Annotated in this window: 23 protein-coding genes; 7 read left to right on the top strand and 16 right to left on the bottom strand. The window is 64.0% G+C overall.

What is annotated here, in order from left to right:
* Nucleotides 1-69 precede the first annotated feature (69 nt).
* The 7 genes from PV781_RS20045 to PV781_RS20020 all read right to left on the bottom strand — a co-directional run bounded on the left by PV781_RS20045 (nt 70) and on the right by PV781_RS20020 (nt 8,223).
* The gene (locus tag PV781_RS20045) at nt 70-2,460 is read right to left on the bottom strand and encodes a P-loop ATPase, Sll1717 family (RefSeq protein ID WP_274777397.1); all 2,391 of its coding nucleotides are present in this window, start codon (nt 2,458-2,460) and stop codon (nt 70-72) included.
* A gap of 224 nt (nt 2,461-2,684) precedes the next feature.
* Nucleotides 2,685-3,251, bottom strand: a complete 567-nt coding sequence (locus tag PV781_RS20040) for a recombinase family protein (protein ID WP_274777396.1) — start codon at nt 3,249-3,251, stop codon at nt 2,685-2,687.
* Between the two features lie 151 nt (nt 3,252-3,402).
* On the bottom strand, nt 3,403-5,052 hold the full coding sequence (locus PV781_RS20035; RefSeq protein ID WP_274777395.1) for a DUF927 domain-containing protein: 1,650 nt from the start codon (nt 5,050-5,052) through the stop codon (nt 3,403-3,405).
* A 183-nt stretch (nt 5,053-5,235) separates the two neighbouring features.
* Nucleotides 5,236-6,057: a hypothetical protein gene (locus PV781_RS20030; protein ID WP_274777394.1), complete on the bottom strand. Its 822-nt coding sequence runs from the start codon at nt 6,055-6,057 to the stop codon at nt 5,236-5,238.
* Complete coding sequence (locus tag PV781_RS24145; protein WP_425532436.1) at nt 6,054-6,239, bottom strand: helix-turn-helix transcriptional regulator; 186 nt, start codon at nt 6,237-6,239, stop codon at nt 6,054-6,056. Before PV781_RS24145 ends, PV781_RS20030 begins: the two co-directional genes overlap by 4 nt.
* 96 nt (nt 6,240-6,335) lie before the next feature.
* Nucleotides 6,336-7,052 (bottom strand): hypothetical protein, encoded by a 717-nt coding sequence (locus tag PV781_RS20025; protein ID WP_274777393.1) that lies wholly within the window; start codon nt 7,050-7,052, stop codon nt 6,336-6,338.
* 1 nt (nt 7,053) lies between these two features.
* Nucleotides 7,054-8,223 carry a tyrosine-type recombinase/integrase gene (locus PV781_RS20020; protein ID WP_274777392.1) on the bottom strand — a complete coding sequence of 390 codons (1,170 nt, stop codon included), beginning with the start codon at nt 8,221-8,223 and terminating at the stop codon, nt 7,054-7,056.
* Between the two features lie 328 nt (nt 8,224-8,551).
* Between PV781_RS20020 and PV781_RS24140 the strand changes: the two genes are divergently transcribed.
* A complete protein-coding gene (locus PV781_RS24140) occupies nt 8,552-8,854 on the top strand; it encodes an Arm DNA-binding domain-containing protein (RefSeq protein WP_425532435.1) in 303 nt (100 codons plus the stop codon).
* Nucleotides 8,855-9,060: 206 nt separating this feature from the next.
* Here PV781_RS24140 and dapD read toward each other — a convergent pair whose 3' ends face one another.
* Together dapD and PV781_RS20010 are read right to left on the bottom strand one after the other, a co-directional pair.
* Nucleotides 9,061-9,939: a 2,3,4,5-tetrahydropyridine-2,6-dicarboxylate N-succinyltransferase gene (gene dapD, locus PV781_RS20015; RefSeq protein WP_274777391.1), complete on the bottom strand. Its 879-nt coding sequence runs from the start codon at nt 9,937-9,939 to the stop codon at nt 9,061-9,063.
* Nucleotides 9,940-10,040: 101 nt separating this feature from the next.
* Nucleotides 10,041-11,660, bottom strand: coding sequence for a peptide chain release factor 3 (locus PV781_RS20010; RefSeq protein WP_274777390.1), 1,620 nt, complete (start codon nt 11,658-11,660; stop codon nt 10,041-10,043).
* 119 nt (nt 11,661-11,779) lie between these two features.
* Between PV781_RS20010 and PV781_RS20005 the strand changes: the two genes are divergently transcribed.
* On the top strand, nt 11,780-12,181 hold the full coding sequence (locus PV781_RS20005; protein WP_274777389.1) for a hypothetical protein: 402 nt from the start codon (nt 11,780-11,782) through the stop codon (nt 12,179-12,181).
* A 42-nt stretch (nt 12,182-12,223) separates the two neighbouring features.
* Here the strand turns inward: PV781_RS20005 and fdxA are convergent, their stop codons facing one another.
* From fdxA to PV781_RS19985, 4 genes are all read right to left on the bottom strand, one after another.
* Nucleotides 12,224-12,559 carry a ferredoxin FdxA gene (gene fdxA / locus PV781_RS20000; RefSeq protein ID WP_209105063.1) on the bottom strand — a complete coding sequence of 112 codons (336 nt, stop codon included), beginning with the start codon at nt 12,557-12,559 and terminating at the stop codon, nt 12,224-12,226.
* Nucleotides 12,560-12,641: 82 nt separating this feature from the next.
* Nucleotides 12,642-12,935, bottom strand: a complete 294-nt coding sequence (locus PV781_RS19995; RefSeq protein WP_209105064.1) for an RNA-binding S4 domain-containing protein — start codon at nt 12,933-12,935, stop codon at nt 12,642-12,644.
* Nucleotides 12,936-16,241, bottom strand: coding sequence for a helicase-related protein (locus PV781_RS19990; RefSeq protein ID WP_274777388.1), 3,306 nt, complete (start codon nt 16,239-16,241; stop codon nt 12,936-12,938).
* 315 nt (nt 16,242-16,556) lie between these two features.
* Nucleotides 16,557-17,285: a class I SAM-dependent methyltransferase gene (locus PV781_RS19985; RefSeq protein ID WP_274777387.1), complete on the bottom strand. Its 729-nt coding sequence runs from the start codon at nt 17,283-17,285 to the stop codon at nt 16,557-16,559.
* A gap of 148 nt (nt 17,286-17,433) precedes the next feature.
* Here PV781_RS19985 and gloB point away from each other — a divergent pair, with 148 nt between their 5' ends.
* Together gloB and PV781_RS19975 are read left to right on the top strand one after the other, a co-directional pair.
* Nucleotides 17,434-18,207 carry a hydroxyacylglutathione hydrolase gene (gene gloB / locus PV781_RS19980; protein ID WP_274777386.1) on the top strand — a complete coding sequence of 258 codons (774 nt, stop codon included), beginning with the start codon at nt 17,434-17,436 and terminating at the stop codon, nt 18,205-18,207.
* A gap of 2 nt (nt 18,208-18,209) precedes the next feature.
* On the top strand, nt 18,210-18,641 hold the full coding sequence (locus PV781_RS19975) for a cupin domain-containing protein (RefSeq protein ID WP_274777385.1): 432 nt from the start codon (nt 18,210-18,212) through the stop codon (nt 18,639-18,641).
* 4 nt (nt 18,642-18,645) lie between these two features.
* Here PV781_RS19975 and PV781_RS19970 read toward each other — a convergent pair whose 3' ends face one another.
* Together PV781_RS19970 and PV781_RS19965 are read right to left on the bottom strand one after the other, a co-directional pair.
* Nucleotides 18,646-18,939: a hypothetical protein gene (locus PV781_RS19970; protein WP_274777384.1), complete on the bottom strand. Its 294-nt coding sequence runs from the start codon at nt 18,937-18,939 to the stop codon at nt 18,646-18,648.
* Nucleotides 18,940-19,163: 224 nt separating this feature from the next.
* A complete protein-coding gene (locus PV781_RS19965; RefSeq protein ID WP_274777383.1) occupies nt 19,164-21,158 on the bottom strand; it encodes a c-type cytochrome in 1,995 nt (664 codons plus the stop codon).
* 135 nt (nt 21,159-21,293) lie between these two features.
* Between PV781_RS19965 and ligA the strand changes: the two genes are divergently transcribed.
* From ligA to PV781_RS19950, 3 genes are all read left to right on the top strand, one after another.
* Nucleotides 21,294-23,747, top strand: a complete 2,454-nt coding sequence (ligA, locus tag PV781_RS19960) for an NAD-dependent DNA ligase LigA (RefSeq protein ID WP_425532434.1) — start codon at nt 21,294-21,296, stop codon at nt 23,745-23,747.
* Nucleotides 23,748-23,981: 234 nt separating this feature from the next.
* Nucleotides 23,982-25,319, top strand: a complete 1,338-nt coding sequence (locus PV781_RS19955; RefSeq protein WP_274777382.1) for an Nramp family divalent metal transporter — start codon at nt 23,982-23,984, stop codon at nt 25,317-25,319.
* A 69-nt stretch (nt 25,320-25,388) separates the two neighbouring features.
* Nucleotides 25,389-25,886, top strand: coding sequence for a ferritin (locus tag PV781_RS19950; protein ID WP_274777381.1), 498 nt, complete (start codon nt 25,389-25,391; stop codon nt 25,884-25,886).
* Nucleotides 25,887-26,056: 170 nt separating this feature from the next.
* Here the strand turns inward: PV781_RS19950 and PV781_RS19945 are convergent, their stop codons facing one another.
* Entirely contained in the window at nt 26,057-26,758 is a 702-nt protein-coding gene (locus tag PV781_RS19945) for a DJ-1/PfpI family protein (protein WP_274777380.1), read from the bottom strand.
* Nucleotides 26,759-26,935: the final 177 nt, after the last annotated feature.

The raw sequence follows: 26,935 nt of genomic DNA, 5'->3' as shown, positions 1-26,935 counted from the left end.
GCAGGGAAGATGCCTCAAGGGCTCCAGAGGACGCTACGGCGTCCCTGTTTCGCGCCACTTACGCCGCACTCAATTCAAGGCGAGATGGATTGCCGGATTCGTAACGTAGACCGCCGAATTTCCCACAGCCCGTGCTTCGGCTTGGAGACGCTTCATGTTGTACTCGTAGTCGTAGATAAAACGCTGAGCGCCATCCTTGGCTTGGATGCCTATGACACCATACCAGAGCATGAGATCGAAGGCTCGCACCGCATCGGCCTCAGGCAGACCAAACTCTATGAATTTCCCGACGAATTCTCCGTAGGAGAGATGCTGATCAGCTCCCACGAGTGAATATAGAAGGTCAGAAGCTAGCCCCGAAACATCTCTTATCTCATACCCAAAATCATCAATGAGGTAGAGGGAATGTTGTTTCACGGCGTCGATGCAGTCCTCAGCAATCACACTTTCATGGCCACGATTGATTGCATTAGAAATGGCATTCTCGATTATGTTTATTAAAAATCGGGGGCGCATCAAGCAATGATCGACAAAAAATTCGAAGGAATCCTGAGTCCCAATGAGCCGAGGAAAAAAGCGGGTCCAAAGCTCATCAAATGACCGAACTTTGTCGCTTAGTGAGGACTGCATCCGCTTGTAAATCACCTGCTTGAGCTTCGCGCGATCCGTCCAATCAATTCGAACTTGACCCGCCTTTCCTCTATCAGGCGTCTGCTGGACCATTAGCTCGTATATATCATTGCGAAGAAAAACGACCGTCATACAGTTTCGATGGGCTGCGTTAAAATCTCGACGCAACTTGTCCAGTGACTCTATCAAAAGCCGAACCATCCTGACATCAAGGTCTTCGACGCCACTGGTCGGCCACCCTTTATCTATATTATCGAAAAGTATTACGATTTGCTCGAACTGGTCTGTGTTTCTCTGAATAATAGATTTTAGCTCAGTGACGCCGCCCCTGAATATGATGCCCGTCAATGAGTCCGGGCTTATTTGATTGCCTTTCGCGTGGGCAGCCTCAATTTCCTGCACGATGAAGTTGACGAGTCTGTTGATACGAGTGGTGAAATCACCCGTTTCGGTCACCTGATAGGTGCGAAGCCATTTATTAATTTCACCAACGATTTTAAGCGCGTTTCCATCAAATCTGGCGTTACGTTCGTATTTATCGCGGATAGCGAGTATTATCTCAGATAAAAAAAGAAAATACCAAAAGGCCGCTATTGTATGGTCAAGAGCTCCAATGTTAACAATTGTCGATAATTCTTCTCTAAATAGATGAAGCTGGTGCGATTCGGGCTTGAGATCGCAAATTATATTGCTCTTATCTTGCCGGAACTCATCTCGAACCTGAAAGAAAATTGCTGTTTTTCCAGCGCCCTTTCGGCCTGCAACCACATTCACTTCGCCACGCCGAGTTCGAATAAACTCTGAGGTCTGGACGAAATAGTTGGCCAAAGTGCGGAACTCGTTTTCAGCAGCGGACGCACCGAGGGAGAGTCGCTGCAGAGCAGTTCTGGTCGTTCGTGCAAGCGAAGGTTTTATGGATTGTGTGGCTTCCAAGGCCTTCTGCGCAAAAGGAACGACTACTTCCGCGGCGACACGCTCGTCTGAGACCGGCGTTATCATTTCCCGATAGTCAGCCGGATTCTGCCCGTGGGTGGTAACATTCTGAACTAGCAACGTATATCGGTCTAACCCATGGCAAAGACCGGCCAAAAAGGCCGCCCTCAGATTATGCCGCTCGGCGTCTTCGATGTGCTCATTGAGTATTGGGATAACGATGCCTGAGGAGGCCGTGATATCCGCTATCATCTGCACGGCGGAGAAACGGGGAACTTCGACCGGATCAAAGCTCCGATAAAACACCTTCGCGCGCTTAACGGCCGAAACGATGTAGTTTCTGAAGTCGGTCTTTCGCAGGGTGTCCAGCACGAAAAGGGGCTGCTGAGTCTCTAGCGGTCTGGAGTAAAGCTCAACCAGTATGTTTTCTGGTATCTTTTCAAGTATTGACAATAACTGGTCAGCATTCTCGTATGTTTGATAGCCGATATTGTCGAATAGGCCGTCTTTTTGGAGATCCGTAGAGGCACCGGCGAAAGATACATTTACAACCGGCGCAACGGGCTTTCCCAGTCCAATCGCAAAGCCCGCCTCATAGTACACATTCTTATTCGGCTTGGTGACATCAAAGACGAACACCTGCTTGTTACGGATCGTCTCTCGCACCTTGTCAGGGATGAAGCTCCCAAAGGGATTCATCTCCTGCCAAGTGGTTATCCGATCCGGGGTATCGCCGTTTGCCTTCGCAGCGGCTGCCGAAATGGTAGCAGCCAAGTCAACAGGTTGGCTGGGATAAGCGAAGAAAACCGTCGCCAATTTGGTGGCCATCGCATCCCCCAGGCGCATGTCATTTTTTGATTCTACAACCTGAAATATCGCATCAAGCCTGCCGAGCACAAGCTATTCGATCTTCGGTGAATTTAGCCGACCCAGATGGCAATCGAAATTGTTATAGTTGAAGGGCGTTCCTAGCAATGCGCCTCGCCAAAGGGCCGCTTTCGGGTGACCGAACGAAGCATCAAATGACAGCGTCGGGATCGGGTCCAGAAGGGCAGCTATCTGCAAGGCGTCAGCCACAACCGGCCAGTCCGCTGCCAGCCCCATACCCGACGTTCAGACACTCATCTGTCCAAGCCCGCTTCTGGCGCCGCGATCCGCCCGATGGTTGCCTTGCTCACTCCCATGATGCGGGCAATGTGCCTGACGCTTTCGCCATCTGCCTTGAGCTTTGCAACATAGGCCTGCTGATCGGCAGAGAGCTTCGGCTTGCGGCCGAACTTGATGCCGCGTGCCTTGGCCCTTGTGCGGCCTTCGCCTGTGCGCGTGCGGATCAGTTCGCGTTCGAATTCGGCAAGACCGCCGAGAATGGTCAGCATCAGGCGGCCGTGAGGGGTGGTGGTGTCTGCCCATGCGTCAGAGATGGAACGGAAGGCCGCGCCCTTTTCGGCCACTTCGGCAAGGACGTTGAGCAGATCGCGCGTGGAGCGGGCAAGACGGTCAAGACGCGTCACGACCAGCACGTCGCCGGCCTTCAGCTTACCGATGCATTTGCGCAGCTCGCGGCGTTCCGTCTTGGCCCCGCTGGCCGTCTCAGAAAAGATGATCGTGCAGCCGGCGGCGCGTAGGTGTTCGATCTGGCTCTCTAGAGACTGCCCATCAGTCGATACGCGTGCATAGCCGTAGTTCATGTCGCTCAAGATACAGTACGATTAAAAAGATAGCAATTTTTTCCTACGTTCGTTGGCTGCTCAGCCGCCTTGCACCATTCGGGGGCCGCGCTCTTCTCGACAAAGGGGAGGACGGCGCGGCTGAGATGCCGCGCCGTCCCAGGCGCCTCGCTCACCGGTTGGGGGCAACCTTCTTCGCAGCATGAGTACGGCCAGGAGCGGCGAGGGCCTTCAGTTTCGCCGCGTCGAACAGCAGGACATGGGTCCGCTCAGCCTTCAACCCGAGAATGCGCAGTTGCCGAACGAAGAGGCGGGGCTCCTTGCCGGGAAGCAGCACGCCCTTGCGTTCCAGCGCGTGCAGCACCTTATCCTCTGCGCCTGTGACAAGGTCGCTGAACGTGCCCCGGAATAGCGCCAGGTCCATTTGCCCCCCGGCTGTGCGTCGGATGCCCCAGGCCGTCCCCACGGTGTCGGCCGGAAGCTCCTCGCCCCTTTCGACGACAGGGAACCGGTCCTCGTTGTCGGCCTCCTTGGCGAGCCTTTGGATCAGATCGTCCGCCTCAACCTCAGGAGGGCGCACCTCCTCCCAGGCGACACGGAAGACCTTGCGGATGGCCTTTGTCCCCTCCTTCCTGCTCCACGGCGCGATCCCAAAGTCATCTGCAAGCATGGCGGCGGCGAAGACGACGGCGAACTTGCGGGCAAAGCGCTCCGCGAAGGGATGAGGGTGAGGTACAGCCCAGCGCAGAAACTTGTCCACGTAGTCCATGCCACGTCCTGCCGACTCGGGATCATGCACGAACCCCCAGACGAACCGCTTGATGGCCGTGCCGTGGTGTGTGCCACAAACTGCCCCAGCCTCGTCCGCGAGCCCACGCCGCTTTTCGCCATCAGGCTCCAAGTCGAACACTCCACCCTTTTCCGGGGCGGGGACCGGGACGCTGATGAGGCGCACCTGCTCTCCCCCTCGTCGGGGCGTGCGTGGGTCGTCCAAGGGTTCTTCGCCATTAGATAGCCCGACCAGCAAGAAGCGGACGTTCTGGAGGTTCGGGTCCTCAACCGCCTTCTTGGACCGCTGACGCCCCTGTCCGCCAGCACCCAGAAAAGCCAGGGCGCCGAAATACTTGGCCTTCGATGCCTCCGCGTTTATCCGGCCGGCTTCATCAAGGACAAGGAGACCGTCATTGCAGGCGGCCGCTTCTTCCTCCAAAGCCCGGGGCGTCAGGTCAAAGGTGCGAAGCCGGTTGCGGTCCGCACCCTCATACACGGACTGTGCAGCCATCAGCGCCGTGCTCTTGCCGGTCGTGGTTTGCCCGTAGAGGTGGAAAATGACGCCTTCATCATATCTCAGCCGCCGGAGCAGAGGACCAGCAAGGGCGGCGGCAATCGCGAACGTGATGAAGCTGGATGCGGCGCACACGGGGGCGAGACCCTCTCTCCACCCATTCGCCTTCCCAGCCATGCACTCGTCCCGCAGGTCACGCCGAAGAGCAGTCAACGAGCCACGCTTGCCGAAAATGGCGTGCGGGCGCGCATAGGCCGCCTTGTGCCAGCCGCAGGTGCGCGTGGACTGCACGATAGGGACGGTGCTGTCAGAGAGGGCCGCCTTGATATCATCCAGCAAGGTCGGCGTCAGCTCGACGCCCAATTTCGCCAAGTCGCGCTGGACACCTCGTGGGTCGCTGATCTGCGACCGGGGCGCCAAGTGGCTACCCTTGGTGCCATTGATACGGCGAAACCCGAGTTCGACGAAGAACTCACCGGTGTCGACCTGCTGGTGAATTTTGGTTGCTCTCACGCTCGGCTTTTTAGCGCGCGTCATGTAAAAATCTCCTGGGAGGTGAGCCGTCTGCGGCTCACCGGATTGACGAAGTTGATGCCGCGCGCGCAGCCATTCGTGCGCGTGCAGTTTGTGTGCTGAAAAGTGAGAAAACCGAAGAAAACGGGGGCTAAACGGACCAAGAGGGCACTTTTGTGCCCATTCGGTGCATTGCTCGTCCGTCCTTCAGCGACACTCGCTCGTGCCAATTCGGCCGAGACGCGTGCCAAGGATCATGAAGCGTTCTGGCATGCGCATGCCCATTCGCCAGTGATCATGTTCGCGTAGATGCCGCAGAGGCACATTCACGTAGCGCTGCCGCTGCCGACCATTTTCTGCAGTGTAGGCCACCCGGCCTTCAGGCAGAGGCTTGGTCACATAGGCGAGTGTACGCGCAAGGTCGCCGTCCCCTATGGGCTTGACCATGATCGGCTTGGGAACAGCTGCCGTTGGGGGGACCGCCAGGGCGTCCCGTATTTCAGCAGCATCACCCCCTGAGATCACCGCATGAAGATGTCCCTGCCACCAGATCTCGCCGTCATGCATGTTCAGGCTGACGTCGACACTGGCAATGCCCCGGAGGCCCGGGAGGTCTGCAAGGCGTCGCTGGAGCCATCGATGCAGCGTTCGGGGCTTCAGGCTGTTCAAATCGCCCGGAAGGTAGCCCCAATTCCAGCGCACAGCCGTCACGAGCAGGGCTTGGCCATCTGCCTGCACCAGACGATCGTGCGCCTTGATGATGAGATCAGCTCTGTATCGCCACTGCCCGAAGAGGCATGCCGCCTGGCACCTTTTAGGTGATCGGCAAAGGTCGCCCTCGTGGCAGCGGGCCATTGCCTCCCACACGGCAGAGACCTGGTCCGCGTTCCTTCTGATCTGCGAGGCCTGCTGCCTTGCCACACGGTCGATGGCTTCGAACTCGGCAAAGCCTCGGCGTTTCATCTCGCGGCGGATGGTGCTGCTGGCCCGGAGGCCAGCAGTTGCGGAGTGAGATCGCGATGCCATCATGCGATGCCCCGGTCACGGAGGGCCATCACGTCTTCGAAGCGCCAGCGCACGCTTCGCGGACCGATGCGGACCGGCCGGGGATATATGCCCGCGGCCATGCCGGCATAGAATGCACTTCGGGAAACCCTCAGAATTGCAAGGACTTCCTCGAGGCGAAGGAGGCGGTAAACGGTGTGGTCCATAGTGGGCTCCATTTGCGGAGCCCCAACATTATGGCCGCCGAACGCGGAGATTTCGCCGTCATTCCGTCGGAAAAACCGCTACCGCGAGCGAAACTCTCAGGGTTCTCCGGAACGAAGAAATTCGATCCTGGCCTGCACATTTTCCAATGTTAATTTGACGTTTTTATTAGTTACCGACAGGCCGCAGTCTTCTATTTTTTTAACTATACTTGAAGTCGCCTTACTATTTGAACCAAGAACGTACATCAATGGTCTATTACAATAGGCATATATGATTTTATACAGGGTGTCGCGATGAGTGGCGTTAACAATCTGAGACTTCCGAACATTGCGGTACTTACGCTCGTACATATCCTCACGCTTTTCACATTTTAGTACTATTTTACCAATCCTCGGGTCAAAAGTAGCTCCAAAACGCAGGAGATATCTGTACATTTCAGGAGCAGAACATCCTTCTACGTGCTGAGACAATCGTTCTGCCGCCCTTTTATATCTTTCAAAATTTGACCGATCTTCTATATCCAGATCTTGATACTTAGATGCATTTGGATCCAAACCTAGCGCCAAATACGCCGCTTCCTCAGAACTCCAAGAAGGAATGTTACCCCAGAAAATGAAGTCAAAATTTTTATAATCATCACTCCTTAAATATTCAAGTGATTTAGCATACAATTCACCATCGCTTGAGAGACTCTGCATCATTAATACAACACATAACTCTTCAATACTAATGCTATCTTCATCTCTATGTTTCGACAGGGCGAGTTGCTTAAAATTACGCACGGCGAACGAAACTAGTGTTTGAATTTTCATTTCACCCCCCTATAAAGGCCGACCAAGCGAACATCAGATCACGCCGCTTTTCAAACAGATCACCCCGCCGATATGCTGCCTCGACCCGGTTTTCGACCGTGTGGGCCAAGGCCATTTCACACACTTCTCGAGGGAAATTAGTCTCTTCGGCTGCCCAGTCGCGGAAAGCCGAGCGAAAGCCGTGAGCTGTGACGTCGAGTTCGAGCCTGCGCAGCACCATGAGGAAGGCCATGTTGGACAAGGGCTTGCCTGCAGAGCGACCAGGGAAAATGGGGCCTTCGTTGCCAAAGGCCCGTGCCTGTTTCAAAAGCTCGATTGCGCGAGGGCAAAGCGGCACACGATGCGCCTTTTTTGCCTTCATGCGCGCGGCCGGCACCGTCCAGGTCTGCTCATCGAAGTCGATCTCGTCCCAGGTGGCGCCGATCACTTCCCCTGTCCTTGCGGCAGTAAGAATCAAAAGCTCGAACGCCAGCTTAACAGTGATCGCAGCATCGCATCCCCTCAGCCTGGCAACAAAGTCTGGCACTTTCGCGTAAGGAAGAGCGGCGTGATGCTCCTTTGTGGCAGTGTGTTTTGGAAGACCGCGCTCAACACCTTCAATGGGATTGTCGCCCTGCCGATAGCCAGCCGCCTTGGCCCAGTCGAACACCGTCCCCAGCCGCTGCTTCAGTCGACGGGCAGTCTCCGGCTTGGCCAACCAAATGGGAGACAGCACCCGCAACAAATGAGGGCTCTCGATCTCGTTGACAGGGCGGTCGCCCAGCTCGGGAAAGGCATAGGTCTTGAGCGTAGTCAGCCATTGCGCTGCATGTTTCGGATTCTTCCATGAGGGGGCGTTCTCGGCGTGCACGCGCTCGGCTGCCTCCCGAAACGTCGGGACAGACGGTTTGAGCTTGTCACGCTCCGCAAGAGGGTCCCCGCCCTCCCGTGCGATCTTGCGAAAGGCCAAGGCCTTTTCCCTTGCCTCTTGGAGCGGCACGAGGGTGGTGCTGCCGAGGCCAATGTCTCGACGCCTCCCCTGAACCACAAGACGTAGGAGCCAGTGCCTGGCGCCGGCCGCAGTGACTTCGAGATAAAGTCCATTGCCGTCGGCGTAGCGGCCTGGCAACTTGATCTGGCGCACTTGCACGGCCGTTAGCGCCTTGTCCGGGTGCCGTCCTTTTCCCTTCATCCGCCCAATTCAGACCCCACATTCGTCCCCACATCATGATCGAGCTGAGGGCGAATTTCAAGAGATAACCTTGGACGTGACGGGATTACTAAGTGTTTGTGGAAAAAGACATTAATGACCTCTGCCGCATGACGACGGAAATCCACTTAGCAGACTCTCTCTCCGCCAATTGCCTCTTCCAGGCTTCCCCACCCTTTCACAAGCGTTGAAATTCCTGGATTCTGTTTCGCAGAGTGTCTCGAAAAGCGCCGCGAAATTCCTCTCAATCCCGGTTCGGTGTTCGGGCTAGGAGCAGTCACGCCCTAGCCATGCGCCTCTAGCCATTGAGATGAAACTCAACGGACTCAACGCCCGGACGGTCGCCACGATCACGAAGCCAGGCCGCCACGCAGATGGGGGCAACCTTTACCTCGTGGTGTCTCCCACCGGCTCAAAGTCGTGGACGTTCTTTTTCCGCTGGAAAGCGGACCCTTCCGCTCCCGGTGGTGGGAAAATGCGGGGGTTAGGGTTGGGTCCGCTAGGGTCCGTATCTCTGGCCCCGGCGCACCAGTTCGCGGCTCAGGCGCGCAAGCAGGTCGCGAGGGGGATTGATCCCATTGCCGAGCAAGGCGTGAGCCGGACATTCTTATGAATGTCCATCCGGGAAGCTCCGGCTCAGGGCTGGTTGGCTCGCAACCCCAGCTTCTCAGCCAAGCCCCGGATGAACAACATAGCTTCGACACCTAGGCCGCCGCCGGCGGCGGCCCGGTGCCCCGGCGAGCCATGCCCATGGCGGCCGCGCTGTCTGCCGCAGCGCGGGCCCGCGCACAAGCGGGCCGCCTTGGGCAGGCGCCGCGATCAGTCTCGCAAGAGGTCGTTGATGGAGGTCTTGGCGCGGGTCTGCTCGTCCACGCGCTTTACGATCACGGCGCAATAGAGCGAGGGGCCGGGGCGTCCATCGGGCAGGGGCTTGCCCGGCAAGGAGCCCGGCACCACCACGGAATAAGGCGGCACCTCGCCGATGAAGATTTCGCCGGTCTCCCGGTCGACGATCTTGGTGGAGGCGGAGATGAAGACGCCCATGGAGAGCACGGAGCCGCGGCGCACCACCACGCCCTCCACCACCTCGGAGCGGGCGCCGATGAAGCAATTGTCCTCGATCACCACGGGGCCGGCCTGGAGCGGCTCAAGCACGCCGCCAATGCCCACGCCGCCGGACAGGTGCACATGCTTGCCGATCTGGGCGCAGGAGCCCACGGTCGCCCAGGTGTCCACCATGGTGCCCTCGCCCACATGAGCGCCGAGATTCACGAAGGAGGGCATCAGCACCACGTTCGGGGCGATGAAGGCGGAATGGCGCACGATGGCGCCGGGCACGGCGCGGAAGCCGGCCTTCTTGAAATCGGCGCCATTCCAGCGCGCGAACTTGGAGGGCACCTTGTCCCACCAGGCCGCGCCGCCAGGGCCGCCGGTGATGATGTCCATGTCGTTCAGGCGGAAAGAGAGGAGCACGGCCTTCTTGAGCCACTGGTTGACCTGCCAGCCGCCATTGGGCGTGCCGTCCGCCACAGGCTCGGCGACCCGCGCCTCGCCCGCGTCCAGCATGGCAAGCGCGTGCTCCACCGCCTCGCGCAGGGCGCCCCGGGTGGAGGAGGTCACCTCGGCCCGGTTCTCGAAGCCCTCTTCGATGATCTGCTGGATGTCGGTGTCGCCGATATGGCGGGTGATCTTGGACATTGGGAGCCCTCACTGTTGCGCAGCGCCCTGGGAACAGCAGGGCCCGCGGATGTCGGTTCAGGGGTGGTTCGGCGCCTCGCGGAGGCTGTCCCGTAACGGGCTCAGCCGCGTTCCTTCACGGCCACGAATTTCAGCTTGGGCCATTCCTCGATGGCGCGGTCGAGCACCCATTGGCTGCGGGCGAGATAGACCGGGGCCTCGTCGCGGTCGCGGGCGATGGAGGAGCGGGAGGTCTCGATGAAGCGGTCGATCTCGGCCCGCTCGCCCACGATCCAGCGGGCGGTCACGAAGGAGACCGGCTCGTAGCGGATCGGCACGCCATATTCCTTTTCCAGGCGCGAGGAGAGCACGTCCAGTTGGAGCGTGCCCACCACGCCGACGATGGGGGCGGGATCGGAGACCGGGCGCAGCACCTGCACCACGCCTTCTTCCGCCATGTCCTGGAGGGCTTTCGAGAGCTGCTTGGCCTTCATGGGATCGGAAAGCAGCACCCGGCGCAGGATTTCCGGGGCGAAGTCAGGAATGCCCTCGAAGCGGATGGTCTCCCCTTCGGAGAGCGTATCGCCCACCCGCAGCATGCCGTGGTTGGGAATGCCGATGATGTCGCCGGCCACCGCCTCGTCCACCGTCTCGCGTTCCTGGGCGAAGAAGAAGATGGGGTTGGCGATGGCCATGTTGCGCTTCTCGCGGGCGTTGAACAGCTTCATGCCGCGCTTGAAGGTGCCCGAGCACAGGCGCACGAAGGCCACCCGGTCCCGGTGGTTCGGGTCCATATTGGCCTGCACCTTGAAGACGAAGCCGGAGACATGGTCTTCCTGCGGCTCCACCACGCGGCCAGTGGCGGTGCGGGGCAGGGGCGAGGGGCCGAAGGTGCCGAGGCCCGTGAGCAGCTCTGCCACCCCCGCTTCCTTGATGGCGCTGCCGAAGAAGACGGGCGAGAGGTGCCCTTCGCGGAAGCTGTCCACCTCGAAGGGCGGCAGAACGCCGAGCGCGAGGGTCAGGCCCTCAACCGCATCGGCCAGGATTCGGCTGTCAAACTCATCAAGGCCGTCCATGCCGAGGAGGTCCTCGACCTCGTCGAACGGCACGACGCGGGTCAGCGGCCCGCCGCGCTCTTCCGCCAGCAGGGCGCGCTTGCCCTTCACATCGATGAGGCCGCGGAAGTCCGTGCCCATGCCGATGGGCCAGGTGAAGGGGGTCAAATCGAGGGCGAGGGTGGCCGAGATGTCGTCCATCAGGGCCAGGGGGTCGATGCCCTCGCGGTCCACCTTGTTGATGAAGGTGAAGAAGGGAATGTCCCGCAGGCGGCAGACCTCGAACAGCTTGCGGGTCTGGCTCTCGATGCCCTTGGCGGCGTCGATCACCATCACCGCGGCGTCCACCGCCGAGAGAGTGCGGTAGGTGTCTTCCGAGAAGTCGGAGTGGCCGGGCGTGTCCAAAAGGTTGAAGACGATACCGTCGCGCTCGAACGTCATCACCGAGGAGGTGACCGAGATGCCGCGCTGCTGCTCGATCTCCATCCAGTCCGAGCGGGTGCGCCGGCGCTCGCCGCGCGCCTTCACATGGCCGGCCATGCGGATGGCGCCGGAGGCCAGCAGCAGCTTCTCCGTGAGCGTGGTCTTGCCCGCGTCGGGGTGCGAGATGATCGCGAAGGTCCGCCGGTGCGCATAGTCGGGGAGGGCGGCGGTCGGCGCCGCGCCGGTTTCTGTCTGTTCGAGCATGGGCGCCTTATAGTCAAAAACGCCGCCGCACGGAACGGCGAAGCGTGCCGAACTCAGGCGCGAATGCAGAAGGAAAATGGCGGATGAAAAAGCCAGTGGGAGCCGTCCGAGCGGCGGGCATGCGCGCGAGGCTGGCGGCGGCCGTCCTGTGCTTCGCCCTGCCGGCCCTCGCGCCCGACGCCCATGCGCTGCTGGCGCCCCAATATTACGAGCAGGCGCGGCGCGAGGCGGCGAGCGTGATCGTATTGGAGGTCAACGCCGTGACACTGCCGGAGGAGGCCTACGGTCTGTGCCAAGTGACCGGCACGGTGCGGCGGGTGGAGCGGGGCAGCGCGTTCGCGGTGGGGCAAGCGGCACGGATCGCCGTGCCCTGCGCGGCGCCGGACGCGCGGCCACCCTTGGGCGGCACCATCTACCAGGAGACGGCGCGTCTGAAGGCCGCGCCCTATGGGCGCGCCTATCTGGACGCGGCGGGCGGCCTGGCCCTGTCGCAATATGAGATGCTGGACGCCTTGCCTTAAGGGCGGACGGGCCTTTCCCGTCGCCCAGCTGCGTGCCGGACGTCAGTCGCCCTGGCCGGGCTCGGGGGAGAGCAGCTCTTCCTTGCCGGGCTTGCCGTCCCATTCCTTGGCATCGGGCAGGGGATCGCGCTTCAGCGTGATGTTCGGCCAGGCCTGCGCATATTGGGCGTTGAGCGCCAGCCACTTCTCGAGGCCCGGCTCGGTGTCCGGCTTGATGGCCTCGGCCGGGCATTCCGGCTCGCACACCCCGCAATCGATGCATTCGTCGGGATGGATGACGAGGAAGTTTTCGCCCTCGTAGAAACAATCCACCGGGCAGACCGAAACGCAGTCCGTATATTTGCACCGGATGCAGTTCTCGGTGACGACGTAGGTCATGGCGGTTCCCTTTCGCGCGCCGGACTAGCGCAGGCCCCCTTTCCACGCAAGGGCGCGGAGGGCGGGGGAGGCATGCGGGGCGCTACTTTTCACTCTGTTCCGATGTCAAATCTTCGAATATCTCGGCTGCTGCTGTAGCATTTCCGCGGCGGGGCGAAAAGTCGCGAATGCGCAGCACGCGCACGCCGGCATCCAAGGACACCGTGACCACCTGGCCGACGCGCACCGCGTGCCCGGCGCTCACGATGCGGGCTCCGTCCACCCGCACATGGCCGGACCGCACCAAGGCGGTCGCGGCGCTGCGCGATCGCACGACGCGGGCATGCCAGAGCCACAGATCGAGGCGCTGGCGATCCTCCCGTTCGGCGACGAACACTCAGCTCCCCTTCTTCTCCGCCTCCAGGCGCGCCTTGAGCGCGGCGAGGGCGGCGAAGGGGCTGTCCGGGTCCATGGGCTTGTCGCGGCGCCGATCCTGGTGGACCTGCACCCGCTCGGGACGGGGGCCGCGCTGGCCTTCGTTCTCGCGGGGGCCGCGGAAGGGCGGGCGATCCTGTCGGGGCGGGCGCTGGCCCTGACGGTCATTGCGTTCGGCAGGCGCTTGGCTCGAGCCGGAGGTCGCGGCGCGCTCCTGCGGGCCATCGGACCGGCGGTTCTGGAACCGGCCGCCCTCCTTGCGCTCACCGCCCTTGCGCTCGCCACCGCGCTCGCGGCCACCTTCGCCCTGCCCGTGCCCCTGTCCCTGCCCGTGGCGCTGGCCTTCGCGGCCGGAGCGTTCGCGGCGCGGCGCGCCCGGCGGACGGCCGGGACGCCACACCTCGATCAAGGCGGGCTCAAGAGAAGCGGCCTCGCCGGTCGCCTCGGTGCCCTCGGCGGCCACAGTCTCGCCAGAGGCGGCCTCGGCAGAGACGTCGGCTTCCGCTTCGGCCTCGGCAGCCTCACCGTCTTGCACAGCTTCGGCGGTCTGTTCGGGGCTGGCATCCACCTCGGTGGTGTCGTCTTCCGCGCCGGTGTCTTGCGTCTCGGCCTCGGAGCCATCCGCAGGCGGCTCGGCGGCGTCATGGGCCTCAGGCGCATCCGCCACCGGCGAGGCATCAGCCTCCGCGGGGGCGGATGGGGCCTCGGCAAGGTCGAACAGCAGGTCCGCCTCAATGGCGCCTTCGGGCGCCGGCGCCAGCTCGGGGGTCGCCGCTTCCGCAGGCGCGACCTCCGGCGGAGGCGCCGCGCGGCGTTCCATGCGGTAGCCCAGCGAACGCAGGATGGAGGCGAAATCCTCGCCGGAGCAGCCGGCGAGGGAGGTCATGCCGACCGTGACGGTGAAGCCGCGGCCATCCACGGCGCCGGCGGGCTTGGGCCCGGGCGACTGGGGACGCCAGGCGAGCGCCGGGCGGATGAGATCGGCGAGGCGCTCCAGAATGTCCACGCGCACCGCCCGCTCGCCGCACACGCGGAAGCCCACGGCCCGGTAGAGGCCCTTGTGGATCTCCGGGTCCACCGGAATGGAGGTGCGCCCGCTCGCCGCCAGATGCGGCAGTTCGTCGAGCCCCTTCTGGGCCAGGCCGCCATGCTTGAGCGCGTAGAGCTCGGCCGCGAGGGCACGGGGCGCGGGCTTCAGCAGGCCGGGCAGATAGATGTGATGGGCGCCGAAGCGTACGCCATAGCCGCGCAGCGTGGCGCGCGCGGCCTGGTCGAGCGTCTTCATCTCCTCGGCGACGCGGGCGCGCTCCAGCACGCCGAGGGCCTCGACGATCTGGAAGGCGATTCCCCGGCCGATGCCGGTGATGTCCTCGGCCTCGGCGAGCTTCTGGAGCGGGCCCAGCAGCTTTTCCACATGGGCCTTCAGCCACAGGGTGAGGCGCGCCTCCACCTGGTCGCGGGAGGCGCCCGTGAGGTGCTCGTCGGCGATGATCTTGAAGCGCGGCTTCAGGACCTCGTCGCCGGGAATGAGCTTGGCCACCGGCTCGCCGGTCCAGCGGATGGTGCCGTCGGCGGTGAGGACGAACGCCTCGTCCACCGCCATGCCCACCCGGGTTGCGCGCGCCTCGATCTCGCCCGCGAGGGCCTTTTGTGCGGCGGCGCGCAGGGCCTTTGCCTCCTCGCCACCCGCCGTCGGATCGGGTGCGAACTGGAAGCCCTGCAGATGGCCGATCACATGGCCTTCCACGGTGACATCGCCGGTCTTGCTGATCTCAGTTTCGAGCATCGTTTTCTCTCGCAGGCGCCGCATGAGCACGCTGGTTCTGCGGTCCACGAACCGCTGAGCCAGCCGTTCGTGCAGCGCGTCGGACAGCTTGTCCTCGACCCCTCTCGTGACGCCTTGCCAGTGCCCCGGATCCTTCAACCAATCGGGACGGTTGGCAACGAAGGTGAGGGTCCTCACCTGCGCAATCCGTCTCGACAGCGTGTCGATGTCGCCTTCTGGGCGATCGGTCAAGGCGATTTGACGTGCGAACCACGTATCGGGGATAAATCCACCCGTTCCCACATGGTGAAAGAGCCCCCGCACCAGGTCCGCATGGGCGCCCGGGGAGATCTTGCGATAGTCCGGCACCTGGCAGGTCTCCCACAGCCGCTCGATGACGGCGGGGGAGGTGGCGATGGCCGCGACATCCGCATCAGCGCTCATGATTTCGAGCACTTGCACGTCGTCGGCGGTGGGCGCGCGGGTCAGTCCGTCCTCCCGTGGGGGAAGGCCGAGGCTGTCCTTCAGCGCCGCCAGGGAGGAGTAGTCGGGCACGGCGTTGCGCCATTGCAACACCTTGGCCGTGTCGAACACATGGGCTTCCAGCCTCTCCACCAATTCGGGCTCAAACGGCGGGCAGCGGCCGGTGGTGCCGAACGTGCCGTCGCGCTGCGCGCGGCCGGCGCGGCCGGCGATCTGGGCCATTTCGGAGGGGTTGAGGCGGCGGAACTGCCAGCCGTCGAACTTGCGGTCCGAGGCGAAGGCCACATGGTCCACGTCCAGATTGAGGCCCATGCCGATGGCATCCGTGGCCACCAGATAGTCCACGTCGCCGGACTGGTAGAGCTCCACCTGGGCGTTGCGGGTGCGGGGCGAGAGCGCGCCCATCACCACCGCCGCCCCGCCCCTCTGGCGGCGGATCAATTCGGCGATGGCATAGACCTCCTCCGCCGAGAAGGCGACGATGGCCGAGCGGGGTGGCAGGCGCGTGATCTTGCGCTCGCCCATGAAGGACAAGGTGGACAGGCGCGGCCGGACCTGCACGTTGATGCCGGGCATCAGCCGCTCCAGGAGCGGGCGCATGGTGGCGGCACCGAGAATCAGCGTTTCGAAGCGCCCCCGCCGGTTGAGCAGGCGGTTCGTGAAGACATGGCCGCGATCAAGATCGGTGGCGAGCTGGATCTCGTCGATGGCGACGAAGGCCACGTCCAGGTCGCGCGGCATGGCCTCCACGGTCGCCACCCAATAGCGGGCGTTCGGCGGCTTGATCTTTTCCTCGCCGGTGACGAGGGCCACCTTCTCAGGGCCCACCCGCTCGACGATGCGCTGATAGACCTCGCGGGCAAGCAGGCGCAGCGGCAGGCCGATCATCCCGCTTTCGTGTCCGAGCATGCGCTCGATGGCCAGATGCGTCTTGCCGGTATTGGTGGGACCCAAGACCGCTGTCACGCCCCGCGCGCGGATGGAGCGGGGGAGAACGGCGAGCTTCGTGACATCATCCATGAGCGCCAGAACTGCCCGCTGCGAGAAGAGTGGATCTGTATCATATCGGGGCGGCAATGCCAGAATGCCACCCCGCCGAGGAGAACGAGAAGAGAACGAAGCGGGTGCGAATCGGTTGCAGCGGCACGTCAGCGATTCGTTCCGCCTGTCCCGCCCCGGGACGCCCTGCGGAGTGCCGGGGGAACGGAAGCGGACCAAAAGGCGCTCGAATCGCTCTGAAATCCGAGGTCCGGCTTTGTTCTGGAGTGCGCACGCCGGCGCGGCCGTAGAGTGGCGCAATATGAATAGCCGGCGAAAAAACTGTGATTGGCCGCCTCAGCTTGCGGGAATGCCCTGGCCGAACACCGGCTCGAGCACCTGGGAGAAGGCCGGTCGGCGCACCAGGGCCGGGCGGTGGAGCTGCTTGGTGGCCTCCACAAGGAGCACGCCGGAGAAGGGAAGCGAGAGCCCTCCGCCAACCCGCTCCCAGGCATGGGCGGTGCGCAGCAACCAGCGGCTGGAGACGGGAGGAACATAAAGCGCCTCGCTCCAGCCCACGGGCGTGAACAACGTCTCCCGCAAGAGCCGCACCACCTGTCCGCGCGAGAAAGGTCGGCCATTGCCGAACGGGGTCGTGTCCAGCCGCGCCCACACGCCGCGGCGGTTCGGCACCACCGCCAGCAGGCGTCCGCCCGGCGTCAGGATGCGCCAGACCTCCCGCAGCATCTCTGCCGCATCCGGCGTCATCTCCAGCAGATGAACGGCCACCACCCGGTCGATGGACGCGTTGGGAAGCGGCAGGGCCGTCTCGTCTGCCAGCGCCGCCAGGGTCGGCGCGGCGGAAGGCCAGCGCACCACGCCTTGGGCAGCAGGCATGACCGCGATGCACCGCTCCGCCTCCTCCCGGAAGGCGCCGAGATAAGGCGTGGCATAGCCCAGCCCGAGCACGGAAAGGCCATGCACGTCGGAAAAGCGGGCCCTGATGGCGCGTCCCAGAAGGCGGCGCGTCACCGTGCCCAGGGGCTGGGCATAGAAGCTGCGCAAATCCACCACGTCGAGAAACATGCTCTCTCCTCTCCGCGCACTGCTTATAACATGGGGAGTGGCCGGTCTTTGCCATACCGCCGCCGCGGGAGATGGCTATGGCGGTCTTCGCGGGGAGAGGGCCACAGGCGGCGTCCCCACTGAAAGACGACCTATGGGAAATGCGACCATGTCTGCCGAGATCCGGATCGTCCCCTGCCTCAACGACAATTACGCCGTGTTGCTTCATGACCCGACGACAGAGGCCACGGCGGTGATCGATGTCCCGGAGACCGCCCCCGTGCTCGCCGCCCTTGGCCGGGAAGGCTGGGATCTCACCCATATCCTGGTGACCCACCATCATTCCGACCATGTGGCGGGGGTGGAGACGCTGAAGGCCCAGTTCGGCGCCACGGTGGTGGGGCCGAAGGCCGAGGCGGCCGGCATTCCCGGCATCGACGTGGAGGTGGTGGACGGCGACCCGGTGGCCGTGGGCGCCTTTGTGGGCCGCGTGATGGAGACGCCCGGGCATACGGCCGGCCATGTGGTCTATCTGTTCGAGCGCGAGCATCTGCTGTTCGCTGGCGACACCCTGTTCGTCATGGGGTGCGGCCGGCCGATCGAGTGCGACGCTCCGGTGCTGTGGCGCTCGCTGCTGCGTCTGCGCGCCCTGCCGGACGATCTCCAGGTCTATTGCGGCCACGAATATACGTTGGCCAACGCTCTCTTTGCCCTCTCGGTGGACCCGGAGAACGGGGCCCTTCGCGGGCGCTTCGCCGAGGTGGAGCGGGCACGGCGGGAGGGCAAGCCCACAATTCCAGCCTTGCTCGGAGACGAGCGGCTCACCAATCCCTTCCTGCGGGCGGACGACCCGGGCATGGCGGAGCGGCTGGGGCTGGGGGAATCCGATCCGGCGGCGGTTTTCACCGAGCTGCGGGCCCGCAAGAACGTGTTCAAGGCCTGATCATGGATGAGATGACCGCAACCGAGATCATCGCCCTGCTCGATCTCCAGCCCCATCCAGAGGGCGGGCATTTTCGCGAGACGTTCCGTGAGGAAGGGGAGGGCGGCACGCGCGGCGCGTCCACCGCCATCTATTTCCTGCTGGCGGCGGGTGAGCGTTCCCATTGGCACCGGGTGGATGCCAGCGAGACCTGGCACTTTTATGCGGGCGCGCCCTTGAGGCTTTCCATTTCCGAGGCGGGCGAAGTGGCCCGCCATCTCATTCTCGGGTCCGATCTCCGCGCCGGCGAGCGGCCGCAAGGCGTCGTGCCGCCATTGGCCTGGCAGGCGGCCGAGAGCCTGGGCGCCTGGACCCTGGTGGGCTGCACGGTGGCGCCCGCCTTCCAATTTGAGGGGTTTGAACTTGCCCCGCCGGGCTGGGAGCCGGGACGATAGGGTTTCAATCCCGCTGGAAATGCCCGGGCGTGAAGACCCACACCACCAGACCCTTCATCTGAACCTTGGGGGCCACCCAACGCGGGTTGAAGGGCGCGGCTTCCTGCGTCTTGAGCGCGCCCTTCGGCGTGGCCTTGGGGTGCGTCTTCGCGGTTGACGATCTCGGCGGCTGGCCATTGGCGACCGAAGCCTCGGCCGCGCGCGTCGCCGCGGCCGGCAAAAGCCCCTGGTCCGCGGAAAAGGCAGGCGCCGCCGCCAGCGCTGGCAGAAGGGTGATGGCGAAGGCTTTCAGGCGCATGGAGACCATCCTCGCCGCCGGGACAGGATGGGGCGGCCGGGACCGAGCATGACCAAACGGCACGCGATTGAAAAGCCGGCATGCGATACCGACGCCCGAGCCATGGCCGGCACGGGTTCGCGGGAGGCTTTGGGCGCTCCCCAAGGTGGACGGCCCAAAGGGCCGCCCCTGCCGGCATTACCCGGCGAGGGCGGTCCAAATCGAGACGAAAGCCTGGATTTTGCTCACTTGCCCGCGTTGTATTGCGGCGCCTGGAGCTGGAGCGTCTGGATGACCTGCTGGCCGAAGCTGGTCAGCAAGGCATATTGGTTGGCCACCGAATTGTTCGGCTGCGCCACCACTTGCGGGCAATAGGCGGTGATAAGGGCGTTCGCCACATCCGCCTTCCGGGCCTTGGGATTCTGCTGGGCCAGGGTATTGGCGAACTGGGTGGCCGCGTCTCCGGTGACCGGCGGGTTGACCTTGCCCACGATTGCGGTTGCCGCATCCACCAGCGCCTTGGGCACCAGCTTGCCGTCGGCATCCGGGCAAGTGAGCTTGGCGGCGATGGAGGTGGGCTGGCGGGCCACCAGAGAGGTGCCGGTGGGCGTCGCCCAGATGGTGGACACGGCCGGCATGGGAATGGCCGCCACGCCCGGCGAGACGGTGGCCGCCACCTGGAGGGTGAAGCGGCGCAATTCCTGGGCCTTCTGCCAGTCCGGGAGGTTGGAGGCCGCCACCACCGGGCAATAGGCGGCGGTCAGCGCGTCCACCACGGTGCCGGGGGAGGCATCGCTGTCGGCCGCCTTGTAGGCGTCGGCCAGCATCTGGGTGCCCCGCTCGCCGCCTTGCATCATCTTGGTGAGCGCGGCCACCGCCTGCACATCCGGCCCGCTGGCGCCGGGCGCGCCGCCCACCTTCGGGCAGTCGAAAGCGGAGGCCTGCTGGGTGCCGTAGTCGGGCACGTTGGCGGTGGCGCGCCAGGCAGCCACCATGCCGGCGCTCACATTGGGATCGGCGGTGTTGCCCCAGGAGGTGCGCACATAATTGGCGAGGCTTGCCACCTGCTGGTCGGACAGACGGCCGGCGAAGGACGGCATGGGGCCATAGGTGCCGCCCGCCGGCAGGCCGCCCAGGATGGCCATGATGACATTATAGGGCTCGGCCGCGTTGACCGCCGGATTGCCCGCCAAGGGCGGGATGATGTCCGTGGAGCCGGACCCCTTCGACTGGTGGCAGGGCGCGCAATTGTCCACATAGAGCTTGGCGCCGCGCTGGAATTCCGCCGGCGAAAGGCGAGAAGCCGCCTGCGGGGCGGGCTGGTCCTTGGGCGGCGGGCTGTCCAGGAGATAGGTGACGAGGGCCTCGCGATCGGCGGGCGTGAGATAGGCAAGGCTCTCGCGGACCACTTCGGCCATGGGCCCGAACACCGAGGTCTTGCCGGGGGCCGAACCGTCGGTGAAGAACTTGGTCAGCGTGTCCTTCGTCCAGCCGTCCTTCTTCAGCTGCGCCGCATCGATGCTCGGGGCCCAGAAGCCGTCCACCTCCGAGCCGAGGAACTGCTCCTTGCCCTTCACGGCGCCCATCACGTTGCGGGGCGTGTGGCAGTCGGCGCAATGGCCAAGCACTTCGGCGAGGTAGGCGCCCCGATTCCACTGGTCGCTCTTTCCGGGGGTGGGCTTGAAATAGGCCGGCTCGAAGAACAGCTCGCGCCAGGCCAGCATGCCCAGGCGGATGTTGAAGGGGAAGTTGAGCTCGTTGTCCTTGCGCGCCACCGGCTGAGCGGGAATGCGCCGCACGAAGGCCCACAGCGCCTTCAGGTCGTCCTCGCCGATGCCCGTATAGGAATCGAACGGCATGGCCGGGTAGAGATAGGCACCATCCGCGCGGATGCCGTTATGGAGGGCGTTCTTGAACTGGTCGAACGTCCACTTGCCGATGCCATAGGTGGGATCGGACGTGATGTTGACCGAAAACATGGTGCCGAACGGCGTCTTGAACGGCAGGTTGCCCGCGTAAGGCGTCTTGGGATCGCCCGTGTGGCAGGGCATGCAATCGGCGGCGCGGGCGAGGTAGGCGCCCCGCTCCACCAGGGCCGAATCATCGCCGGCCGCCGCAGGGGCGGACGCGGTGGATGCGGTGGGCGCAGCGGGCGTCGCCGCCTGCTGGGCAAGGGACGGACCTGCCGCAACGAGTGTCGCAACGGAAGCCGCCGCCATCATCAATTCGCGCAGGCCCATGAGCTACCCCCTCGGCATTTCTTCAAGACTTAGTCTGGACATCTTACAAAAAGGCGACGCCTTGGCATCCCCTGTTCACACGCTTTGCCTGCGGCCTGTTGCCGGGTCGCGCGCATTCGGTCAAAAAGTCACGCGATGACAAACGCTCCGCGCCCCGCCGCCCCCCTCCGCGACATGCCGGTCGACCAGCTCGACCGCGTTGCCGCCGCCAATGAACATGCCGCGCTGGCGGACGAGATTGCGGGCCACGACCGGCGCTACTACCAGGACGATGCGCCGCAGGTGTCCGATGCGGATTATGACGCGCTGCGCCGCCGCTACGAGGACATCGAGGCCCGTTTTCCCGACCTGCGCACGCAGGAGAGCCTCTCCGAGCGGGTTGGCGCGGCGCCCTCCGGCCGGTTCTCCAAGATCACGCACACCGTGCCCATGCTGTCGCTGGCCAACGCCTTTTCCGACGAGGAGGTGGAGGAGTTTGTCGCCCGCGTGCGTCGCTTCCTCGACCTCGCCGAGGGCGACGAAGTGGCCTTCACCGCCGAGCCGAAGATTGACGGCTTGTCCTGCTCCCTGCGCTATGAGCGGGGCGAGCTGAAGAGCGCGGCGACGCGGGGCGACGGCGCGGTGGGCGAGGACGTGACCGCCAATGTGCGCACCATCGGCGAGATCCCGCACCGGCTCGATGCCGCCGACGTGCCTGAGATCATCGACATTCGCGGTGAGGTCTATATGGATGCCGCCGACTTCCAGGCGCTGAACGCGCGCCAGGAAGAGGCAGGCAAGCCGGTTTTCGCCAATCCCCGCAACGCCGCCGCCGGCTCGCTGCGCCAGCTGGACCCGGCGGTGACCGCCAGCCGGCCGCTGCGCTTCTTCGCCTATGCCTGGGGCGAGGCCTCCAGCCTGCCGGCGGACACCCAGATGGGCGTGGTGGACGCCTTCGCCCGCTGGGGACTGCCCACCAATCCGCTGACCATCCTCGCCACCGACACCAAGGGCCTTCTGGATCATTATCGCAGCATCGGCGCGCAGCGCGCCGAGCTCGGCTATGACATTGACGGCGTCGTCTACAAGGTGAACCGGCTGGACCTCCAGCGACGGCTCGGCTTCATCTCCCGCTCGCCCCGCTGGGCGCTGGCCCATAAGTTCCCGGCCCAGCAGGCCGTGACCGAGCTTCTGGACATCGAGATCCAGGTGGGCCGCACGGGCGCGTTGACCCCCGTCGCGCGGCTGAAGCCCATCACGGTAGGCGGCGTGGTGGTGGCCAATGCCACCTTGCACAACGAGGACTATATCCACGGCATCGGCAATGATGGCGCGCCCATCCGCGAGGGGCGCGACATCCGGGTCGGCGATTTCGTCATCATCCAGCGGGCCGGCGACGTGATCCCGCAGGTGGTGGATGTGGTGCTGGACAAACGTCCTGCCGATGCCCGCCCCTACAGTTTCCCCCATACCTGCCCGGCCTGCGGCTCCCATGCGGTGCGCGAGGAGGACGGTTCGGTGCGCCGCTGCACCGGCGGCCTCATCTGCCCTGCCCAGGCCGTGGAGCGCATCCGCCATTTCGTGTCCCGCAACGCCTTGGACATTGAAGGCCTGGGCGACGAGAACGTGCAGCTTCTGTACGATGCCGGCCTCCTGCGCACGCCCGCCGACATCTTCCGCCTGCACACTCATGGCGAGGCCGTGCGTCGGGCCTTCCTGGAGGCCCGGGAGGAGCGCGCGCAGAAGCGCGAGGCGGAGACGGGTCGCACCCGCAAGAAGGTGCTGAGCGAGGAGGACCGCCAGTTCCTGGGCGTCGACAAGCTGTTCGCCGCCATCGAGGATCGCCGCGCCGTGCCGCTCGCCCGCTTCCTCTACGGGCTGGGCATCCGCCATGTGGGCGAGGTGACGGCCAAGGCGCTGGCCAAGGCCTTCCGCTCCATGGACGCCTTCGTTTCGGCGCTGGAAAAGGCCGTGCCGGCCCGGCCGGGCGAGGCGTGGCAGCGGCTCCTCGGCGTGCCCAGCGTGGGCGCCAAGCGGGCGGAAGCGTTGGCGCTGGCGAGCGAGGGGATGGACAGCGTGGGCGCCGACGCGGAAGCGATGGTGCGCGAGCTGTTCAGCCGCGCGGGCATCAATGCCCGCCAGCGGGTCGCCCTGCGCACCGCCTATGGCGAGGACGCGGCGCTCCTCGCCGCCATCATTGAAGCGCGCCAGGCCCTGCCGGGGGCGGACTTCCTGGATCTGGCGTCAGTGCCGGACGTGGGCACGGTGGCGGCGACCTCCCTGTGTGAATTCTTTGCCGAGGCGCATAACCGCACTTTGCTCACCGCCTTGCTTGCCGAGGTGCAGGTGGCCGATGCGGAGGTGGCCCGGCCGCCGGCCTCCTCGCCCGTCGCCGGCAAGACGGTGGTCTTCACCGGCTCGCTGGAGCGCATGACCCGCGACGAGGCCAAGGACATGGCCGAGCGGCTCGGCGCCAAGGTGGCGGGCTCGGTGTCGGCCAAGACCGACCTGGTGGTGGCCGGCCCCGGCGCAGGTTCCAAGCTGGAGAAGGCACGCAGCCTCGGGGTTGAGGTCATCACAGAAGACGAATGGTTCACCCGCGTCAGTTGAGGTGGGCCTCGGCCCTTTCCTGACGCTGTGGAAGGTCGGAACCGTTCCAGGAAGTCGCGCGCCGGTGCGCGGCTGCTGGATTTTCACCCATGTCATTGAATTAGAATAATGAATATGTAGTCACGTACCGGCGTCCGGCGATTGATCCGCATCTGCCAGGCTGTAGGTTCTCGTCCGTGACCGGACCGGCGCCGCCGCGTCACGCCCTGTTTCCAGCATGGGACGAGAGCGGGCATGGCGAAATCTGAACAGTCGCGGCTGCAGAAGCCGGAAATCCCGTTGCCACGTGGAGAGGCCTACCAGATTCCGGGCTCGGCGCCGATCCGGCGGCCGGTCTGGTGGAAATTCTTCGGCCCCGCTTTCATCATTTCGATCGGCTATTTCGATCCGGGCAATTGGGCGACCGACCTGCAAGCAGGAAGCCAGTTCGGCTATACGCTGTTGTGGGTCCTCTCCTTAAGCTGTCTGATTGGCGCGCTGGTGCAGAATCTGTGCGCCAAGCTGGGTATCGCCACCGGCAAGGACCTCGCCCAGCATTGCGCCGAGCGCTACCCGCCCTGGATGGCGAAGGTGTTCTTCGTGTCGGCGGTGGTGTCCATGATGGCCACCGACCTGGCCGAAATTATCGGCGTGGCCGTGGCGCTGCAGCTCCTGTTCAAGATCCCTCTGTGGGAAGGCGCGCTCATCACCATCGTGGACGTCTTTCTCATCCTGCTCCTGAACAGGTGGGGATTTCGCGCGGTGGAGATGGTCTTCCTCGCCTTCCTGTCCTCGGTCTCGATCATGTACGTGATCGAGATGTTCATGAGCCACCCGGACTACGAGGCGGTGGCCATCGACAGCATCCTCCCCTCGGCGGACATCCTGAGCGCCGATGCCTTGTTCGTGGCGGTGGGCATCATCGGGGCGACCATCATGCCCCACAATCTTTACCTTCACTCGCATCTGGCCATCTCGCGGCTGAAGGAGAATCTCGCCCCGCCGCGCGTGCTCTACGGCTGGTCGCAGTGGGACACCAATGTCTCCCTGTTCGTGGCCTGGTTCATCAATGCCGCGATCCTGGTGGTGGCCGCCGCCGTCTTCCATCCCATCTTCCTGAAAGATGGAACCGTCATCCAGTCGTTCGGCGATGCCTATAAGACCCTGGTGCCCATCCTCAGCCAGGGCGCCGGCCTCATCTTCGCCGTTGCCCTGCTGGTGTCGGGCGTTGCGTCCTCCACGTCGGCGACGCTGGCGGGGCAGGTGGTGTTCGAGGGCTTCCTGAAGACGGAGCATGTAAGCCCGTTCCTGATCCGCGTCGGCACGCGCCTCGCGACCATGGCCCCGGCGCTCATCGCCATCCTGATGCATGCCCAGCCCGTGGATATCCTGATGTGGAGCCAGGTGATCCTCTCCATCCAGCTGCCCTTCGCCATGCTTCCCCTGGTGATGCTCACCGACGATCGCACCCTGATGGGGACCATGGTGAACCGAGGCTGGATCCGCCTGGTGATGTGGCCAGCCACAATCATCCTGCTGGTCCTTAACGTCATCGTGCTCGGCCAGACCATCGGCTGGATCCCGGGCGGCTGACGCGGCCCTTCGTCTTCCTGCCTTTACCCGCCCTCAAGATTGCGCGAGGGCTTCAACCTGGAGCGTAAAATGGTTAGCGAGAAGCTCGAAGCCAAGTTGAACGACCTGCTCAACGGCGAGCTTGAGGCCCATCACATCTATCTGCAGGCGGCAGCCTGGGCGTCGGCCAATAATCTGGAAGGCACCAAGGACTTTCTCTTGAAGCACGCGGCCGAAGAGCTGACGCACATGCTGAAGTTCTTCGCCTTCCTCGATGATCTCGGCGCCCCCATTTCCCTGAAGGCGCTGCCGAAGCCGGAAATCCTCGCCAACGACATCACCGGCCTGTTCAAGCGCATTCAGGAAGAGGAGCGTAAGGTCAGCCGCAACATCTTCGAGGTGATCGACATCGCTCGCGCCGAGCACAGCTACGAGACCGATCAGTTCCTGCAGTGGTTCGCTGGCGAGCAGCATGAGGAGGAGAAGCTGTGCCGGCAGATCCTCGACAAGATCGCGCTCATCGGTGATGGGCCGAACTCGCTCTATCTGGCAGACCGCGAACTGGCGCGCCTGACCAAGGGGCACTGACGCCGGACAGCCTTGCAGCCCGCAGGACTCGCGCACAGGCCGCCGCTGAACCTCACCCTGCCGCCCCTTGAGGGGCGGCATCGCCGAGGCCGCGCATTCCCGTCCATGAAGACGGGCCGGAGCGGGCCGGAAGGCTCCGTTCCGGCGGGCACAAGGACGGGCCCTCAGGATCAGGAAAGGCCCAGCCGGCCGCCGACCCGCCGCGCGGTTTCCATCCGGCGCGCGGTGAGGGGAGCGAACATCTCCCGTGCCGAGGCCACCACTTCAGCGGGCGCGCGCTCCGGCGTGCCGGCATCGAAGGGCGGTTCGGGCTGATACTGCATATAGAGCTGGATTTGCTGGGCCGCTGCCTCGCCCCGCAGAAGGGCGGCGAGCTGCAGGGCGCCGTCGATGCCCGAGGTGACGCCGCCGGCGAAGACGGCGTTGCCGTCGATCACCACGCGATCATGCACGGGGATGGCACCGAGCAAGGGCAGCACGTCCATGGCCGCCCAGTGGGTGGTGGCTCTCCGCCCCTTCAGCAGGCCGGCCGCCCCGCATACCAGCGCCCCGGTGCAAACCGACAGCACGAACAGCGCGCCTTCCGCCTGCTTGCGGATGAAGGCCAGCGTCTCCTCGTCCTCCATCAATGCTTCCTGTCCCGGGCCGCCGGGCACGTGCAGCACATCGAGCTTCGGCACCTCGGCGAAGGTCTTGTCGGGCACCAGGGTGAGGCCGCGTGTGTCCTTCACCGGCGCCGTGGTCTTTCCGGCCACGTGCAAGGTGGAATTGGGGATGCGGGAGAGCACCTCGAAGGGCCCCGTGAAGTCGATCTGGTCCAGCCCGTCGAACAGGATGGAGCCGATGTGAAGGTGCCGGTCTGCGGGAATCATGGCTGTCGCTCCTTCGGTCAGCCCGGGGGACGTTGATCCTGCCAAAGGTGTGGGGCGTGAGTGGGTAATGGTCAAGACAAAAAGTGACAAAAAATGTTTGTCTGTTTTGTCTTCTTCATCAGCGCCAGCTGTGACGCCCAGCCCCCACGTGCTCCTGGACCCATCTCGCTCCCGGGA

This window comes from Aquabacter sediminis (assembly GCF_028863665.1).
Classification (GTDB): Bacteria; Pseudomonadota; Alphaproteobacteria; order Rhizobiales; family Xanthobacteraceae; genus L1I39.
Note: the sequence above shows the minus strand (reverse complement) of the source record. Positions and strands in the feature narration are given on the sequence as shown.

Coding starts and splice junctions, on each gene's coding strand:
- PV781_RS20020 (WP_274777392.1), bottom strand. CDS start 8,223: ATGAAGGGAAAAGGACGGCACCCGGACAAGGCGCTAACGGCCGTGCAA.
- dapD (WP_274777391.1), bottom strand. CDS start 9,939: ATGTCCAAGATCACCCGCCATATCGGCGACACCGACATCCAGCAGATC.
- PV781_RS19955 (WP_274777382.1), top strand. CDS start 23,982: ATGGCGAAATCTGAACAGTCGCGGCTGCAGAAGCCGGAAATCCCGTTG.
- PV781_RS19975 (WP_274777385.1), top strand. CDS start 18,210: ATGGATGAGATGACCGCAACCGAGATCATCGCCCTGCTCGATCTCCAG.
- PV781_RS20010 (WP_274777390.1), bottom strand. CDS start 11,660: ATGCTCGAACAGACAGAAACCGGCGCGGCGCCGACCGCCGCCCTCCCC.
- PV781_RS19945 (WP_274777380.1), bottom strand. CDS start 26,758: ATGATTCCCGCAGACCGGCACCTTCACATCGGCTCCATCCTGTTCGAC.
- PV781_RS20030 (WP_274777394.1), bottom strand. CDS start 6,057: ATGATGGCATCGCGATCTCACTCCGCAACTGCTGGCCTCCGGGCCAGC.
- PV781_RS20040 (WP_274777396.1), bottom strand. CDS start 3,251: ATGAACTACGGCTATGCACGCGTATCGACTGATGGGCAGTCTCTAGAG.
- PV781_RS19970 (WP_274777384.1), bottom strand. CDS start 18,939: ATGCGCCTGAAAGCCTTCGCCATCACCCTTCTGCCAGCGCTGGCGGCG.
- PV781_RS20035 (WP_274777395.1), bottom strand. CDS start 5,052: ATGACGCGCGCTAAAAAGCCGAGCGTGAGAGCAACCAAAATTCACCAG.
- PV781_RS19985 (WP_274777387.1), bottom strand. CDS start 17,285: ATGTTTCTCGACGTGGTGGATTTGCGCAGCTTCTATGCCCAGCCCCTG.
- PV781_RS19990 (WP_274777388.1), bottom strand. CDS start 16,241: ATGGATGATGTCACGAAGCTCGCCGTTCTCCCCCGCTCCATCCGCGCG.
- fdxA (WP_209105063.1), bottom strand. CDS start 12,559: ATGACCTACGTCGTCACCGAGAACTGCATCCGGTGCAAATATACGGAC.
- PV781_RS19950 (WP_274777381.1), top strand. CDS start 25,389: ATGGTTAGCGAGAAGCTCGAAGCCAAGTTGAACGACCTGCTCAACGGC.
- PV781_RS24140 (WP_425532435.1), top strand. CDS start 8,552: ATGAAACTCAACGGACTCAACGCCCGGACGGTCGCCACGATCACGAAG.
- ligA (WP_425532434.1), top strand. CDS start 21,294: ATGACAAACGCTCCGCGCCCCGCCGCCCCCCTCCGCGACATGCCGGTC.
- gloB (WP_274777386.1), top strand. CDS start 17,434: ATGTCTGCCGAGATCCGGATCGTCCCCTGCCTCAACGACAATTACGCC.
- PV781_RS20005 (WP_274777389.1), top strand. CDS start 11,780: ATGCGCGCGAGGCTGGCGGCGGCCGTCCTGTGCTTCGCCCTGCCGGCC.
- PV781_RS20025 (WP_274777393.1), bottom strand. CDS start 7,052: ATGAAAATTCAAACACTAGTTTCGTTCGCCGTGCGTAATTTTAAGCAA.
- PV781_RS19965 (WP_274777383.1), bottom strand. CDS start 21,158: ATGGGCCTGCGCGAATTGATGATGGCGGCGGCTTCCGTTGCGACACTC.
- PV781_RS24145 (WP_425532436.1), bottom strand. CDS start 6,239: ATGGACCACACCGTTTACCGCCTCCTTCGCCTCGAGGAAGTCCTTGCA.